General features: G+C 64.0%; 13 protein-coding genes. 2 read left to right on the top strand and 11 right to left on the bottom strand.

All coding sequences use genetic code 11. The annotated features are described in order from the left end of the window. Window positions 1-18: 18 nt before the first annotated feature. The 7 genes from HHL14_RS23830 to ugpB form a co-directional block, all read right to left on the bottom strand. Entirely contained in the window at window positions 19-1,140 is a 1,122-nt protein-coding gene (locus tag HHL14_RS23830) for a DUF748 domain-containing protein (RefSeq protein WP_169500039.1), read from the bottom strand. Between the two features lie 248 nt (window positions 1,141-1,388). Next, a complete protein-coding gene (gene ettA / locus HHL14_RS23835; protein ID WP_169500040.1) occupies window positions 1,389-3,053 on the bottom strand; it encodes an energy-dependent translational throttle protein EttA in 1,665 nt (554 codons plus the stop codon). A gap of 378 nt (window positions 3,054-3,431) precedes the next feature. Further along, on the bottom strand, window positions 3,432-3,728 hold the full coding sequence (locus HHL14_RS23840) for a DUF3761 domain-containing protein (protein ID WP_169500041.1): 297 nt from the start codon (window positions 3,726-3,728) through the stop codon (window positions 3,432-3,434). 96 nt (window positions 3,729-3,824) lie between these two features. Then, the gene (locus HHL14_RS23845) at window positions 3,825-4,913 is read right to left on the bottom strand and encodes a sn-glycerol-3-phosphate import ATP-binding protein UgpC (RefSeq protein WP_169500042.1); all 1,089 of its coding nucleotides are present in this window, start codon (window positions 4,911-4,913) and stop codon (window positions 3,825-3,827) included. A gap of 103 nt (window positions 4,914-5,016) precedes the next feature. Beyond that, window positions 5,017-5,862 (bottom strand): sn-glycerol-3-phosphate ABC transporter permease UgpE, encoded by an 846-nt coding sequence (ugpE, locus tag HHL14_RS23850; RefSeq protein WP_169500043.1) that lies wholly within the window; start codon window positions 5,860-5,862, stop codon window positions 5,017-5,019. Further along, window positions 5,859-6,743, bottom strand: coding sequence for a sn-glycerol-3-phosphate ABC transporter permease UgpA (gene ugpA / locus HHL14_RS23855; RefSeq protein ID WP_169500044.1), 885 nt, complete (start codon window positions 6,741-6,743; stop codon window positions 5,859-5,861). Before ugpA ends, ugpE begins: the two co-directional genes overlap by 4 nt. A 154-nt stretch (window positions 6,744-6,897) precedes the next feature. Then, entirely contained in the window at window positions 6,898-8,226 is a 1,329-nt protein-coding gene (gene ugpB, locus HHL14_RS23860) for a sn-glycerol-3-phosphate ABC transporter substrate-binding protein UgpB (RefSeq protein ID WP_169500045.1), read from the bottom strand. Window positions 8,227-8,705: 479 nt separating this feature from the next. On the opposite strand from ugpB, the gene HHL14_RS23865 reads away from it, so the two are divergent. Then, window positions 8,706-10,013 carry a gallate dioxygenase gene (locus HHL14_RS23865; protein WP_169500046.1) on the top strand — a complete coding sequence of 436 codons (1,308 nt, stop codon included), beginning with the start codon at window positions 8,706-8,708 and terminating at the stop codon, window positions 10,011-10,013. Between the two features lie 300 nt (window positions 10,014-10,313). Here the strand turns inward: HHL14_RS23865 and HHL14_RS23870 are convergent, their stop codons facing one another. The 3 genes from HHL14_RS23870 to HHL14_RS23880 form a co-directional block, all read right to left on the bottom strand. Next, entirely contained in the window at window positions 10,314-11,567 is a 1,254-nt protein-coding gene (locus HHL14_RS23870) for a porin (RefSeq protein WP_169500047.1), read from the bottom strand. Window positions 11,568-11,606: 39 nt separating this feature from the next. After that, window positions 11,607-12,506: an MBL fold metallo-hydrolase gene (locus tag HHL14_RS23875; protein ID WP_329601718.1), complete on the bottom strand. Its 900-nt coding sequence runs from the start codon at window positions 12,504-12,506 to the stop codon at window positions 11,607-11,609. Window positions 12,507-12,913: 407 nt separating this feature from the next. Then, the gene (locus tag HHL14_RS23880) at window positions 12,914-13,924 is read right to left on the bottom strand and encodes an MBL fold metallo-hydrolase (RefSeq protein ID WP_169500049.1); all 1,011 of its coding nucleotides are present in this window, start codon (window positions 13,922-13,924) and stop codon (window positions 12,914-12,916) included. 217 nt (window positions 13,925-14,141) lie between these two features. Here HHL14_RS23880 and HHL14_RS23885 point away from each other — a divergent pair, with 217 nt between their 5' ends. Next, window positions 14,142-15,098, top strand: coding sequence for a LysR family transcriptional regulator (locus tag HHL14_RS23885; RefSeq protein WP_169500050.1), 957 nt, complete (start codon window positions 14,142-14,144; stop codon window positions 15,096-15,098). A gap of 206 nt (window positions 15,099-15,304) precedes the next feature. Here HHL14_RS23885 and ychF read toward each other — a convergent pair whose 3' ends face one another. Then, window positions 15,305-16,399: a redox-regulated ATPase YchF gene (gene ychF, locus HHL14_RS23890; protein WP_169500051.1), complete on the bottom strand. Its 1,095-nt coding sequence runs from the start codon at window positions 16,397-16,399 to the stop codon at window positions 15,305-15,307. Window positions 16,400-16,667: the final 268 nt, after the last annotated feature.

The raw sequence follows: 16,667 nt of genomic DNA on the forward strand, positions 1-16,667 counted from the left end.
ACCAACTGAAGCCGCCCGCTACTGCCCCAGCAGATTCTTCAACGCATTGCCGAGACCCTTGACAGTCTCGCCCGCACCCTTCGCGACCCCTTCCACGCTCACCCCCAGCGCTTGCGCAAACCCCGCGCCGATCCGCGTGAGGATACCTTCGCGCACCGAGAACTTCGGATCGCGCAAATCGCCGTCGAGCACGAAATGCAGCGTGATGTCGCCGTTGTGCTTCTTCAGCGCGGCGACGGCCGCGTGCGTCGGAATCGCGAGGAAGGTCTCGAGCGGGTTGTCGGTTTCAGCAAGTTGCAGATTGTGGACCGTCACCGTGCCGGGGGCGTGCAGATGATAGTTGCGCACTGTCGATTCGACCGTCAGGTCGACGGTGCCGCCCGTCACCTGCGCGCGCGTGCCGGCCTTCTTCAGCAGATACGGATCGAGCATCGCGATGTCGACGCCGTGCAGTTTGCTGGTGGTCTGCGAATCGCGACTGGCGATCCTGATCCAGCCGTCGAACGTGACGGTGCCCGTATGCGTCGGCCCCTTGATCGAGCCGTTGACGCTGACCTGGGTCGGCTCGGTGAGCGACGGCAGATGCAGGTTGTCGACCGTCGCGTTGGCGTTGCTGACCGTCACCTTGAAGGCGGGCGGTCCGACGGTCATGTCGTAGAAATGGAAATTACCTTGCTCGAAACGGATCCGGTCGACCTGTTTTTCGCTCGGCACCGACGCCGGCGCGCCGCGGTTCGGCTGATCGGCGTTGTTCACCGACTGACGCAGATTCGGCAGCAGGTTCAGCGAACCGTCCTGCTTGCGCAAAACGGCCATGTCGAAGCCGCGCACCACGACTTCGCGGATATGCATGCGCCGCGCGAGCAGAGCGCGCACATCGGGCGTGATGATGATTTCGTCCGCGCGCAGCGGCTCGCCCGCGGGCCAGCCGGGCGGCGCTTTCAGCAGAACGTGGGAGAGGTGAACCGAGGTGAGGCCGACGTCGATGCGCTCGGCGCTGCCGAGTGGGCCGAGCGCGGCGCTGATGCGATCCTTGACTTCCTGTTGCGCGAATTGCAGCGCGCCGATGGCGATCAGAAGCAACGCCAGCAACGTGCCGCCCACGACGACGATCCAGCGTCTGCCCTTCGACATCGCCATGCTTGTCTCCTCGTGACCGCGTCGCGCGGTGTGCCGATCGATGACCGGCTCAGGCCTGCGCGAATGGCGCATCTTCCGACCTGGCGGCGGGCGTCGCGCCGCTTTTGCGCGGGCTGTGCGCTGACGTTGCGCGCACGTTGCGCGCGAGCGGTCGCGTGAACCCCCGGCCCCACGCGACCCCAAGCAACGCGCATGCCTCACCGTCCATCCGCCATAACGCGGGACAGACGACGAGGCCCGCGACCCGCTTAACGCGAGATCGGCTTGTAGCGCAGACGCTTCGGCCGCGCGCCTTCCTCGCCGAGACGCGCGCGCTTGTCGGCTTCGTATTCCTGGTAGTTGCCGTCGAAGAACGTGACCTGCGAGTCGCCTTCGAACGCGAGGATGTGCGTCGCGATCCGGTCGAGGAACCAGCGATCGTGCGAGATCACCAGCACCGAGCCCGCGAATTCGAGCAGTGCGTCTTCGAGCGCGCGCAGCGTTTCGACGTCGAGGTCGTTCGACGGTTCGTCGAGCAGCAGCACGTTGCCGCCCGCGATCAGCGTCTTCGCCAGATGCAGACGACCGCGCTCGCCGCCCGACAGATTGCCGACGATCTTCTGCTGGTCGCCGCCCTTGAAGTTGAAGCGGCCGATGTACGCGCGCGACGGCGTTTCGTACTTGCCGACCGTCAGCACGTCCGCGCCACCCGAGATTTCCTCGAACACGGTCTTCGTGCCTTCGAGCGCTTCGCGGCTTTGATCCACGTAAGCGAGCTTGACCGTCGGGCCCTTCACGATCTCGCCCGAATCGGGTTGCTCTTTGCCGGTCAGCATGCGGAACAGCGTCGACTTGCCGGCGCCGTTCGGCCCGATGATGCCGACGATCGCGCCGGCCGGAATCTTGAAGCTGACGTTATCGAGCAGCAGACGGTCGCCGTACGACTTGCTGACGTTCTTGAACTCGATCACTTCATTGCCGAGTCGATCGCCGACCGGGATGAAGATTTCCTGCGTCTCGTTGCGCTTCTGGTAGTCCTGGCTGTTCAGCTCCTCGAAGCGGGCGATACGCGCCTTCGACTTCGCCTGACGGCCCTTCGGGTTCTGGCGCACCCACTCGAGTTCCTTCTTGATCGCCTTCTGGCGTGCCGATTCCGACGCTTCTTCCTGCTTCAGGCGCTCTTCCTTCTGATCGAGCCAGCTGCTGTAGTTGCCCTTCCACGGAATGCCGTGGCCGCGGTCGAGTTCGAGAATCCACTCGGCGGCGTTGTCGAGGAAGTAGCGATCGTGGGTGACGGCGACCACGGTGCCCGGGAAGCGCGTCAGGAACTGTTCGAGCCATTCGACCGATTCCGCGTCGAGGTGGTTGGTCGGTTCGTCGAGCAGCAGCATGTCGGGCTTTTGCAGCAGCAGCTTGCACAGCGCGACGCGGCGCTTTTCGCCGCCCGACAGATGTTCGATCTTCGCGTCCCAGGCCGGCAGACGCAGCGCGTCGGCGGCGATGTCGATCTGCTGCTCGGCGCTGCCGTCCGAGGTCGCGAGGATCGCTTCGTACTTCGCCTGCTCGGCGGCGAGCGCGTCGAAGTCGGCGTCCGGCTCGGCGTAGGCCGCGTAGATTTCGTCGAGCTTCTTCTGCGCGTTGAAGACGTCGCCGAGACCTTCCTCGACCGCTTCACGCACGGTCTTCTGCGGATCGAGCTGCGGCTCCTGCGGCAGATAGCCGATGTTCAGGTTCGGCATCGGCGTTGCTTCGCCTTCGATCTCGGTATCCACGCCGGCCATGATGCGAATCAGCGTCGACTTGCCCGAGCCGTTCAGGCCGAGCAGACCGATCTTCGCGCCGGGGAAGAACGACAGCGAGATGTCTTTGAGGATCTGGCGCTTGGGCGGCACGATTTTGCCGACCCGGTTCATGGTGAAAACGTATTGGGCCATTTGCTTGCAGTAGACGTTGACGACGCCGGCCGCGTGCGGGCGGGCAGTCGAGGGTGAATGGGTAATCGGTGTGTCAGGGCCGGGCTGAGTGCCCGGCGCCGGCCGGCGCGGCAGCGGATTTCGACGACGTTCGCGCGCGCGGCAGTGGTTCAGGTGGCATTGTACTTCGCGGCGGGGGCGGGGCGGCAGGGGGCGCTCGCGCTGGCGGGCGGTTTGCGCGTGGCCCGCGCGCCGCGGGTGTGTTTGGCGCCTGGTTACGTGCAGGCTCAGATGTCCCGCTGCAGGGGCTCAACTGGAGGGGCTCAGTTGCGAAGGCTCAGTTGCGGCGCTCACGCGCTCGTGCTTCCCGGCTTGTCTCACCGCGTGTCTTGCCACCAGTCACAGCCATTGTGCGACGCCGCCATGGCGCGAGCAGGTGCCTCTGTGATGCCGGCTGAAGCTGTAGCTGCCGTCGCGGCAGCGCGCGGTCGCACCTTCCGGGACCTGGCCCGATAGCGAACGGGCCGGCGCGTGCACGGTGTTGCCGTCGCGATTCGTGTAGGTGTTGTGGTTGCTGAGGTTCGATTCGTCGGGGTTCGTGCCCGGCGCGACGTAGGCGAAGGCCGGCGATGCACCCAGCAGCAGCGCCGCGATGACCGCATAGGAGCGAAGCGCGCGCGGCGCGAGGCTTGTCATGATGTCCCTGAGGCGTGGGTGATTCGTTGTTCTGGATCGCGGCGACTGCGTCTGCGTGTGCGACGCGGGACACCCCGATAGCATCCCGCGCCCATATCAATTCACCCGCCGTCCCGTCTGCGGATCGAAGAAGTGCAGATGCTGCGCGGGCAGCGCGACCTGCAGCGCCTCGCCCGCTGCCGGACGATGCGCATGCGGCAGCCGCGCGGTCACGTCGTGCTTGCCCCAGTGACCATGCGCGAGATTGTCCGCGCCGAGCAGTTCGCAGGAGTCGACGGTGAGCGTTGCGTGCGGCGCGTTCGGCGTGCCCGGGCTCAGATGCTCGGGGCGGATACCGAGCGTCCATTCGCGGCCCGGCGCGACTTCGCGGCCGATCGACGGCACGCCCGCGAGCGGCAGCTTCGGACCGTTGCCGGCGACGTCGAAGGTCGAACCGTCGTCGGAGATGCGGCCGTCGAGCAGGTTCATCCCCGGCGAGCCGATGAAGCTCGCGACGAACACCGTGGCCGGCCGCTCGTAGACTTCGGTCGGCGCGCCGATCTGCTCGGCGTGGCCCTTGTTCATCACGATCACGCGCTGCGCGAGCGTCATCGCTTCGATCTGATCGTGCGTGACGTACAGGCTCGTGGTCGCGAGGCGCGCATGCAGACGCTGGATTTCGAGGCGCATCTGCACGCGCAGACGCGCGTCGAGATTCGACAGCGGTTCGTCGAACAGAAACACCGCCGGCTCGCGCACGATCGCGCGGCCCATCGCGACGCGCTGCCGTTGCCCGCCCGACAGCTCGCGCGGCTTGCGCTGCAGCAGCGGTTCGAGTTCGAGAATCTGCGCGGCGGTCTCCACGCGTCTGGCGATCTGCGCGCGCTCGACGCCCGCGATCTTCAGCGCGTAGCCCATGTTCTCGGCCACGCTCATATGCGGGTAGAGCGCGTAGTTCTGGAACACCATCGCGATGTTGCGATCCTTCGGCTCCAGCTCGTTGACGACCTTGCCGGCAATCGAAATCTTGCCGTCGGAGATGCGTTCGAGCCCGGCCACCATCCGCAGCAACGTGGATTTGCCGCAGCCGGACGGTCCCACCATCACGACGAATTCGCCGTCGGCCACATCGACGTCGATGCCGTGCAGGATGAACTGTTTGCCGTCGTAAGTTTTTTTGACGCCTTGTAGAGTCAGTGCAGCCATGCCGTTCCAACCTTTGCCTTGAGTGCTTGAAGGTGTCTGAAAGTGCGTGAAGTCGTCCGCAGCGCGTCGCCGTTGCCCGAACGTAACGACGACACGTGCCCGCTCACTTCTCCGAATCCACGAGGCCGCGCACGAACCAGCGCTGCATCGTCAGCACGACGACGAGCGGCGGCAGCATCGCGAGCAGCGTCGCGGTCATCACCAGATGCCATTCGGTGGCGGTGTCGCCCGAGGCGATCATGCCTTTGATGCCGATCACCGCCGTGGTCAGCGACTGCTGGCTCGTGATCAGGATCGGCCACAAATACTGGTTCCAGCCGTAGATGAAGGTGATCACGAAGAGCGCCGCCATCGTGGTGCGCGACAGCGGCAGCACGACGTCCCAGAAGAACCGCAGCGGACCCGCGCCGTCGATGCGCGCAGCCTCCATCAATTCGTCCGGCAGCGTCTTGAAGAACTGGCGGAACAGGAACGTCGCGGTGGCCGACGCGATCAGCGGCAGCGTCAGACCGGTGTACGTATTGCTCAGATGCATCGACGACACCACCTGCACGGTCGGGAAAATCCGCACTTCGACCGGCAGCATCAGCGTGATGAAAATCAGCCAGAACGCGGCCGTACGAAACGGAAAGCGGAAGTAGACGATCGCGTAGGCGGAGATCATCGACACCGAAATCTTGCCGATCGCGATCACCAGCGCCATCACGAGGCTGTTGAACAGCATGCGGTTGAACGGCGCCGCCGCGTTGCCGGTGCCCTGGGTCCAGATGGTCGCGATGTTCTCGAACAGATGCGTGCTCGGCACGAGCGACAGCGGCACCGTGAAGACTTCGTGCGAGTTCATCGTCGCCGCGCAGAACGCGACGTACACGGGGAACACCACCAGCGCGACGCCGACGATCAGCACCGCGTGGCAGAACAGGTCGAAACCGCGTCGGTTCTCGATCATGAGTATTGCACCCTGCGTTCGATGAAGCGGAATTGCACGACCGTCAGCGCGACGACGATGGCCATCAGCACGACCGACTGCGCGCCCGAGCTGCCGATGTCGAGCCCCTGGAAGCCTTCGGCGAAGATCTTGTAGATCAGCGTGCGGGTCGCCTGGCCGGGGCCGCCGCCGGTCGCGGCGTCGATCACGGGGAAGGTGTCGAAGAACGCGTAGGTGATGTTGATCACCAGCAGGAAGAACGTGGTCGGCGACAGCAGCGGCAACGCGATACCGAAGAAGCGCCGCACCGGGCCCGCGCCGTCGATCGCGGCCGCTTCGATCAGCGAGCGCGGAATCGCCTGCAGGCCCGCATAGAAGAACAGGAAGTTGTAGCTGATCTGCTGCCACACCGACGCGAGCACCACGAGGAACATCGCCTGGCCCGGATTGAGCGCGTGATTCCACGTGACGCCGAGCTTCGCGAGCGCATAGGTGACGAGGCCGATGCTGGGGTTGAACAGGAACGTCCACAGCACCGCGGCGATGGCCGGCGCGACCGCGTACGGCCAGATCAGCAGCGTTTGATAGGCCTTCCTGCCGCGCGTCACGCGATCCGCGCAGACCGCGAGCAGCAGCGAGATCACGAGGCCCGACACGGTGACGAGCGCGCAGAACACGATCGTCGTATTGAACGACGCCAGATAGAGCGGATCGGCGAAGAGCTGCTTGAAGTTCGCGAGTCCGACGAACTCGCTGGAGGTGCCGAACGCGTCCTGGCTTTGTGTCGATTGCCAGAGCGCTTCGCCTGCCGGCCACAGGAAGAAGACCAGCGTGATGAGCAGCTGCGGCGCGACCAGCAGGTAGGGCAGCGCGCTGGTGCCGAAACGGGAGCGCTTTTCCATCGAAGTTTCCACGGTGTGCTGCGACGATCGATGCTGATGCGTTCGCGCCGGCATCGATCGTTGGCAGGTGATGGCTGGTGGGCCGCTCCGTTTGGCCCGCCCCGGCGGGGTCGTCCGGACGGGGCGGCTGCGGTTGCGGGCCCGGCTTGCCGCTTTAGTTGCTGCCGGATTTCTCGAAGCGGCGCAGCAGGTCGTCACCGCGCGCAACCGACGAGTCGAGCGCCTGTTGCGGCGTCTTCTTGCCCGCCCACACCTGTTCGAGTTCTTCGTCGATCACGGTGCGGATCTGCGGCATGTTGCCCAGACGCAGGCCCTTCGTGAACGGCAGCGGCGGTTTGTTCATCATCTGGCGGATCGCGGTGTCGCTGCCGGGGTTCTTGTCGTAGAAGCCCTGCTGGCGCGTCAGGTCGTACGCGGCGGTGGTGATCGGCAGATAGCCGGTGTCCTGATGCCACTTCGCGGCAACCGGCGCCGTGGCCAGATACGCGAGGAACTTCGCGACGCCCTTGTAGACGGCCGGGTCCTTGCCCGACAGCACCCACAGGCTCGCCCCGCCGATGATCGCGTTCTGCGGCGCGCCCTTCACGCTCTCGTCGTACGGCATCATGCCGGTGCCGAAATTGAACTTCGCGTATTTCTTGATCGTCGCGAGCGAGCCTGACGAATTCGTGATGATCCCGCAGTCGCCGCTATAGAACTTCGACACTGGTTCGTCCTTGCGGCCGACATAGGTGAAGGTGCCGTCCTTCGACATGCTCTGCAGGAACTGGATGTGCGCGACCTGCAGCGGCTTGTTGAATTCGAGCTGCGCGTCGAGGCCGTCGAAGCCGTTGTTCTTCGACGCGAACGGCGCCGCGTGCCACGCGCTGTAGTTCTCCAACTGAATCCAGCTTTGCCAGCCCGACGAATAGCCGCACGACATGCCCGAGGCCTTCAGCTTCTGCGCGTCGGCATGCAGTTCGCCCCAGGTCTTCGGCGGCTGGTTCGGATCGAGCCCGGCCTTCTTGAACGCGTCCTTGTTGTAGTACAGCACCGGCGTCGAGCTGTTGAACGGCATCGAGATCAGCTCGCCCGTTTTCGAGTCGCTGTAGTAGCTTGCGATGGTCGGCACGAAGGCCTTCTGGTCGAGCGGCACGCCGGCGGTCTTGAACACTTCGGTGACCGGAATGACGGCCTTTTTGGCCTGCATCATCGTCGCGGTGCCGACTTCGTAGACCTGCAGGATGGCTGGCGCGTTGCCGCTGCGATAGGCGGCGATGCCGGCCGCGAGCGTCTGGTCGTAGGTGCCCTTGAACACCGGCACGATCTTGTAGTCGCTTTGCGATTTGTTGAAGTCGTTCGCGATGTCGTTCAGACGTTCGCCCAATGCGGCTTCCATCGCATGCCAGAACTGGATTTCGGTCGCCGCGTGAGCGGTCTGGGCAAGACCGACGCTGAGGACGGCGGCAACGGAAAGCGAACGGAACAGCGGCTTGTAATTCATCGATTTGTCTCCGGTTCGGAAGGGCGCGGACGCGAATCGCGCGATTCTATTTGTGTTCGATGACATTCCGGCGTCGGTCGCCGGGCAGCGCTAGCGGCTCATGGCCGGCGCCGGAAGCCGCAATTTAACATCGGCTGTCATGAAACGGAAATATGCTGTTTTCATCGCCCGGTCTTATCCGGCCATGCGATCTGTTTATCGGGTGCCAGCGCCTGGGCTCAGTGCAAGCGCCGATGAGTGACCGGAAAGCCTTGAGGCGCGGGGCTTCATCCAGGCACGCGGCGAGACGTTTGACCTGTGTCAAAACTATCTGTAGGCATCCCAGGGATAGCCCTGAGTGGCTCGCGTTGGAGCGGGTTTATACCGTGCGGGCATCGATAAACGGTTCGCCAGAAACAGCCCGCTTGCGCCCGGTCGGCCCGACCGGCGGGAGAAAGCCGGTTGCCCACCGGCGAAGCACATGACGCAGGAGCTTTTGCATGGCACGCATCATCGGTGGCCTCGCCACCTCCCACACGCCGACGATCGGCTTCGCCTACGACAAGGACAAACGCAACGATCCCGCGTGGGCCCCGATCTTCGAGAACTTCGCACCCCTGACCGCATGGATCGCGGCTAAGCGCCCGGACGTTCTGCTGTACATCTACAACGATCACATCACGTCGTTCTTTTTCGATCATTACTCGGCGTTCGCGCTCGGTGTCGGCGCGCAATGGCAGACCGCCGACGAAGGCGGCGGCGCGCGCGATCTGCCGCCGATCGACGGTCATCCCGGACTCGCGGCGCACATCGGCCAGTCGCTCGTCGCCGACGAGTTCGACATGTCGTTCTTCCAGAACAAGCCGCTCGATCACGGCTGCTTCTCGCCGCTGTCGGTGCTGTGTCCGCACGAGCCCGCGTGGCCGGTCAGGTTGGTGCCGTTGCAGATGGGCATCCTGCAGTTGCCGGTGCCCAGCGCGAAGCGCTTCTATAAGCTCGGTCAGGCGCTGCGCCGCGCGATCGAGAGCTATCCGGAAGACCTGAAGGTCGCGATCGTGGCGACCGGCGGCCTTTCGCATCAGGTGCATGGCGAGCGCTCGGGGTTCAACAACACCGAATGGGACGCGCGCTTTCTCGATCTGTTCGAGCGCGATCCGGAGCAGTTGAGCCAGCTCACGCTCGCCGAATATGCGACGCGCGGTGGCTATGAAGGCGCGGAAGTCATCATGTGGCTGGCGATGCGCGGTGCGCTGCCGGCGAACATCGTGTGCCGGCATCGTGCGTACTACTTGCCGTCGATGACCGGCATCGCCACGGCGATCTACGAGCCGCTCGACGACACGCCGACCGACCCGGCGATCACCGCGCGCCATCTTGCGCATATGGCCGCGCAGACGGCCGGCGTGGAGAAGCTCGCCGGCACGCATCCGTTTTCGGTCGGCACGGCGGTCAAGGCGTGGCGGATCAACGAGTATCTGCATCGGATGATCGAGCCCGCGCATCGCGCGCAGTTCGTCGCCGATCAGGAGGCGAGCTTCGCGGCGGCGGGACTTTCGGACGAAGAGCGCGATCTGCTCCGACGTCGCGACTGGCAGGGTCTGCTGCACTACGGCGTGATTTTCTTCCTGCTGGAAAAGGTCGGGGCCGTGGTGGGCGTGTCGAACCTGCACATCTATGCGGCGATGCGCGGCGAGACGCTCGAACAGTTTCAACGCACGCGGAATGCGCCGGGGGCGTTGTATTCGGTGGCGGGCAAGGAGGCGGCGCCGCAGGCGTGGAACGGGCAAGGCGACGCGCAGACGAAGTAGTGCGAGTAGTGCGCAAGCTCGCGGCAAGGGACGAAGAGGGCTGCGCACCGCGTGGCATTGCCCCGGTCTGGAAACAAAAAAGCCCGCAAACCTTGAGGGTTTGCGGACAGGGCAGGCGTGGCTGGGTTTGCCCTGCCGCGCCTGCCGGGACGCCTTGCCTGCGCGCGTTGGGTTGGGGTCGGCCACGCGCGCTAACGTAATGACGATGTCACTGGTTTTCTCGCATCGAAGCCACGCCGCTTCTTCGCATCGAACTCCGAACGGTCGAAGCGCCTAAGCTCGAAAGAGCGGCGCAGTCCTTCAGAACCGATGCGCGATACCGGCAGTCAGCGCAACCTGGTGATTCGTCGCCGACGGGCTCATGAAGCCGATTTGCGCCACCGCCGGTTTGCCCAGCGAGTTGGTGCCGTTCGCCTGTTCCCACGCGGCGAGCACGTACAGATCGGTTCGCTTGCTCAACGCATAGTCGCTACCCGCGGAGACCTGGTGGTAATGCGACGTGCCGAGGTTGCCCACGCTCGACACCCACGCATAGTCGTAAGCGGCCGCCGCCGACAGGGTTGGCGTGAAATTGTGCTTGAAGCTGACTTCCGCGTTACTGACGTTGGCGCTGCCCTGCAAATGCAGCGGATTGGGTCCGGATTGACTCGTGTTGCCCAGCCCCTTGAAGGCGGTTCGGGTGAACACCGCGCCGACCTGTTCGTTGGCAAACTTGTACGTGCCGCCGACGGCGATTTCCTCCAGCGTATTCGCCGACGCGAATCCCGCGATGATGGGCGCCGATTGCGCCGACGTCGCCGAGCCCGCCGAGCCGAGGTTGTTGCTCGTGACTCCGCCCGCGTTGGGATTGATCCCGTAGGCCGAGATATTGGGGTTGCGTGCGTTGAGATAACTCACCGCGGCCGCGAAGCCGCCGGCGTTGTAGCGCAACCCGCCGCCAAACACCGAGTTCTGCGAGATCGAGCCAGGTACGCCACCCAGGCCGACGAGCGTGCCGAAGCTGATGCCGTGAAAATCGGGGCTCTGGTACTTGAGCGCATTGTTCACGCGGCGAATGTTCAGCAGGCCGTCGGCGTTTCCCGGGTGCGTGGAGAACTCGCCGCCGAATGTCGTTACCGCCGACAGCACGCCCACGTACTCGGTCGTGAACTCGTACTGCCGTCCGGCGGAAAGCATGCCGAGCGTGTCGGACTTCAAACCGACCCAGGCCTGCCTGCCGAATTCTGCGCCGCCTTGTGCGAACGTCCCGTTCGCCATCGAGAAGCCGTTCTCGAGATTGAACACCGCTTGCAGGCCGGCGCTGAGGTCTTCTTTGCCGAGGATGCCCCAGCGGCTCCCCATCTTGCCGGCGTTCAGGCCGTCGGCGATAAACGTCTGACTGTGACCCACCGGCACACCGTTCGCGCCGACCGAGGTTTGCGTGTTCGACGAGTAGTTGATGCCGATGTCCGCGACGCCATACAGCGTTACCGACGATTGCGCATGAGCCGAGGAGGCGATGGCGAGGCCGACGGCGGCCACGGCCGCGCGAGTGGGCGTGAAGGAAGTTCGCATGTTGGTACGCTCTGAAGTAGGTGGCGGGTTGCGAGCCGATCAGGCCGGTTCTTTGAATTTGGCGTTCGCGTCGTACGGCAACTGATGCACGCCGCTCGCGTCGACGACGAAGGACATCAGGTCGTCGCCGATCACGAAGGGGCCGTCGTAGTGCTCGGCGATCCGGCTGCGCAGTTCGTCCATGCTGGCGCGTGGAATCCCGTGACGGCTATAGAGCGAGATGTGCGCGAGCACGGCGAGCTTGGGACGCGACTCGGTGAAGATCTTCCCGGTCGTCGCGGGGTTGGCGAGATAGCTGTAGAAGTGGCTGGCGTAGTCCATGTCCGCCTTCTCGAGCTCCTTGCTCGCGATGGCGACGCTTTGCACCATCAGGTCGGCGCCCTTGGCGTGCTGCGTGAGGTTTTCGGAGTACGTACAGTCGTCGGTGACGACGACCGAGTGACCTTGATACTCGACGCGGTAGCCGTAGTCGGGCTGGGTAACGCCGTGCTGAATCAGAAACGCGCTGACCGTGACGCCATCTTTCTCGTAGATCACGCCCGGATGGGTCGTGTGTGCCTCGATGCGGATCGCGCCCGGATTGGTTTCCTGTTGCAGCAGGCGCAGTCGGTTGTTGTCCTTGAGCATCAACTGCAGACCGGCGGCGACGTTATCGATGCCGTCCGGCCCGTACATGACGACGGGTTGGGTTCGCCGGCCGTCGTCGGTGGGGAGCGGCGCCGATGCGTAAAGGTCGGTCAGGCCGGTGACGTGGTCGGAGTTCATCAGGCTGATGAACACGGCGTCGAGATCTTTCAGCGGCACCTTGGCCTGGTGCAGCCGCATGGCCACGCCGCGGCCCGCGTCGAAGAGAAGCTTCTGGCCGCCGGCTTCGACCAGCATGCTGATGCCGAAGCGATTGATGTTCAGGATGGGCGTGCCGGTGCCGAGCAGCGTCACCTTGATCGATTGACCGAACGCGGACGACGCGGCCGCTGCGCTCAGAACTAGGGCCGCCGCGAGTTTTACTGCTTTGTGCATGGTAGTTCTCTCGTGTCATGGGGAATGACGAGCAATCTACCGATCGGAAAAAGCCGTAAAAATATTCAATTTTCATCAGGTGATAACGCGCTGTTATGCGCGCTGACGAACCCCGTGCGCCGCGGTGTGCGGATCGCGACGATGCGGGTCGACGCGTGTCAACGTGGGGCCAACGCGGGGCCGACGCGGGGCCGACGCTCGTCAACGCCTGAGGAGTCCTTCGGAATTTGTCGCGAGCCATAAAAAAGCCGCCCCTGACGAGGGCGGCTCTGTTCGCGTTGCCGATCCGGTTCCTTCCGTTCAGAAAAAACCGTGAACGTTATGGCCTAGTTGGCGGGTTCGAGCTGGCGCTGTGCCGGTTGGTACGCCACGCGCGCGACGCCGTTGGCCGACACCACGAAGCGCATCAGGTCCTGGCCGACCACGAACTTGCCGTCGTATTTCCTGCCGATGCGCTCGATGATTTCCTGGTCCGTCGCTCGCGCGATGTTGCCGCGGCTGTACAGCGAGATATGCGAGAGCACCGCGTCGCGGGGATGGGTTTCGTTGAGGATGCGCGACACCATTTCGGGGTTCGCCAGATAGTCGTAAAAGTGTTTGACGTACTCCGGATGCGCGGCCTCCAGTTCGCGGCTACCGACCGAAACGCAGTGCACTAGCAGGTCGGCGCCTTTCGCGTTCTCGACCAGATTCGGCGCGTAGGTCGTGTCGCCGGACAGAACGACCGAGCGACCCGCATAGTCGATACGGTAGCCGTAGGCCGGGTGGACATGCCCGTGATCGACGAGGAAAGCGCGTACGACCACGCCGTCTTTCTCGTAGACCACGCCGCCTTTCGCGGCGAGCGTGTGTGCATTGATCGACGTCGCGGCAGGGTCGACCTCCTTGCCGGTTTCGCGAATCCGGTTGTTCTCGACGAACATGGTCTGAATGCCGTTTGCGACCGAGTCGATGCCTTCCGGGCCGTAAAGCTCCAACGGTTTGGTGCGACGGCCGTCGTCGGTCGGTAGCGGTGCGCTCGCGTAGATGTCCGGCAGCCCGGTCAAATGATCGGAGTGCAGATGCGTGATGAAGATCGCGTCGAGGTCGCGCAACGGCGTCGAGATCTGATGAAGGCGGATCGCCGCGCCGCGTCCCGCGTCGAACAGCAGTTTCTGCTTGCCGGCTTCGACGAGCGTGCTCATGCCGAACCGGTTGACGTTCAGGATCGGTGTGCCGGTGCCGAGGAGCGTGACGGCAATTTCGTTTTCGGCGGCGCTGGCGGGGGCGGCGCAAACGAGGCTCAGGCACACCGCGAACGACACGGCGATAGATTGGATCAGCGCGGCTTTTCTCATGACTGGATGTATAGAATGGTTGCGTCGAAGGGCTCGAAACGTCTTGCGGAGAAACGATTCGAACGATGAATTCCGCGAGCGCCGCCGGGTATGCTGCCAGGTCTACGGGCGTCCCTGTATGCGGTTGATAGCGGAATGTAAGGAATCTAACGCGCGCTGCGGAACACAAAAATACTCAATCTTTATTGGGTGATAACGACGGGTTATTAGGAGACGAATGAACGAACGGCATGTCATTGCTCGGTTGCGAATCAAGCATCTCGAGCTTCTGCTGGTGTTGGCGGAGGAGCGCAGCGTCCACAAGGCAGCCCAACGGCTGCAGATGAGTCAGCCGGGGGCGAGCAAGATGCTTCAGGAGCTCGAAGCCCTGTTCGAGGCGCCGATATTCGTCAGAGACGCCAGCGGGCTCGAACCGACGGCCGCGGGGGAGCGGCTGATCGATCGCGCCCGGATCATGCTGGGCGAGGTTCGCCTCATGAAGTCCGATGTCGACGAAGCCGCGTTCGGGGTGAGCGGACGGGTCCGCGTCGGCATGGCGGCTGTCGCTACGTCGACGCTTCTGAGTACCGTGGTTCGCACCATGCGGGAAGAGGCGCCGCGAGTGACGATCGAGCTTCAGGAGGGTTCCCTCACGTGGCTGATCGAGGCGCTATTGAGCGGCGTGGTGGATTGCGTGCTGGCGCGACTGTCCGAGCACACGTCGTCGCCGAAACTCACGAGAGACAGTCTCTATGACGAGCGGGTTGCGACGGTCGCGAGAGTCGGTCATCCGATCTTCGATACGCCGGTCGCCTCCACGCAGGAACTCACGGAAGCGGAGTGGATCTTGCCGGCGCGTGGCGCGCCGATGCGGGAGTCGATTAACCGCTTTTTCGCGGCGCAGCGTTTGCCGATGCCGCAGCCCGCGGTCGAATCGGTGAGCGTGATGGCGAATCTGTCGCTGATCCAGAACTCGGATCTGCTGTGTTTCTTCCCTCAACCGGTCGCGGAGGAGTTCGACCGCCTCTCTGCGCTCAGGATCGTGCACACCGAGATGAATCTGATCATGCCGCCCGTTGGACTGGTCACGCGCAGCGAGGCGCCGCTTTCGCTGGCGACTCAACTGTTTATCAGGCTGACGAAAGAAGCCGTGGCGGGAAGCGATCGCTGGTCGCTCATCGAACCGCAGAAGTGAGTGCGGGGAGTGCAGCGGGGTGGCGCTGGAGGAAGCTTTGAGATGAGCCGGTGCGGCCGGGCGAGCGCGGATTCCGCATCTGAATTTCGCGGCTGAATTTCACATCGTTCAGACAGGAAACTCGCTGCAGCGCGCGCCGGCTTCCGGCGGCTGACAGGGCCGCACCGATGGCGGCCCCGATAGCCAATACCCGATAGACGCTGCGCTTAGACGTTGAACAGGAAGTTCATCACGTCGCCATCGTGCACGACGTATTCCTTGCCTTCCGCGCGCATCTTGCCGGCTTCCTTCGCGCCTTGCTCGCCCTTGTACGCGATGTAGTCGTCGAAGCCGATGGTCTGCGCGCGGATGAAGCCGCGTTCGAAGTCGGTGTGGATCGCGCCGGCCGCCTTCGGCGCCGTGTCGCCGACGTGGATCGTCCACGCGCGCACTTCCTTCACGCCGGCCGTGAAGTAGGTTTGCAGGCCGAGCAGGCGGAAGCCCGCGCGGATCACGCGGTTCAGACCCGGCTCGTCCATGCCCATGTCGGCGAGGAACACTTCCATGTCGGCTTCGTCGAGATCGGCGATTTCCGCTTCGACCGCGGCGCACACGGCCACGACCGGCGCGTTTTCGGCGGCCGCGAACTTCGTGACCGCGTCGAGGTGCGGGTTGTTCTCGAAGCCGTTTTCCTTCACGTTGGCGACGTACATGGTCGGCTTCGCGGTGATCAGGCAGAACGGCTTGAGCGTCGCCTGTTCTTCCTCCGACAGTTGCAGCGCGCGCACCGGCTTGGCCTGGTCGAGCTGCGCGCGGACTTTTTCGAGCACCGCCGCGTTCTTCGCGGCTTCCTTGTCGTTACCCGACTTGGCGGCCTTCGAGTAGCGCGCGAGCGCCTTTTCGACGGTCGCGAGGTCAGCCAGCGCGAGTTCGGTGTTGATCACTTCGATGTCCGACAGCGGATCGACCTTGTTCGCGACGTGAATCACGTTCTCGTCTTCGAAGCAGCGCACCACGTGCGTGATCGCATCGGTTTCGCGGATGTTCGCGAGGAACTGGTTGCCGAGGCCTTCGCCCTTGCTCGCACCGGCCACCAGACCGGCGATGTCGACGAATTCCACCACCGCCGGCATGATGCGCTCCGGCTTGACGATTTCGGCGAGCGCTTTCAGACGCGCATCCGGCACCTCGACGATGCCGACGTTCGGCTCGATCGTGCAGAACGGATAGTTTTCAGCCGCGATGCCCGCCTTGGTCAGCGCGTTGAACAGGGTGGACTTGCCGACGTTGGGCAGGCCGACGATGCCGCATTTGAGGCTCATGGAAATCCTTCAGTAAATCGATGTAGGTTGCGTGATGCGCTCGACGCTGCGCGCGGATTCGGAAAGCCTTTGCGCGGGGCGCGCGGCTGGCTCAGCGGAGCGGACACGTCACCCGATCGGGGCGTGGGCTCGACGATTGGGTGCGCGTTTTCACGGAAGGCGCAATTGTAACCCGTTCGTCCGGGCGAACCGGTCGGCGCATTTGCCCGTAGCCACTGTAGAATCGTTAGACCAAGGCCGGCAGAGCTTACTTTTCGGGGAAACAGCG

The organism is Paraburkholderia antibiotica (genome assembly GCF_012927125.1).
Classification (GTDB): domain Bacteria; phylum Pseudomonadota; class Gammaproteobacteria; order Burkholderiales; family Burkholderiaceae; genus Paraburkholderia; species Paraburkholderia antibiotica.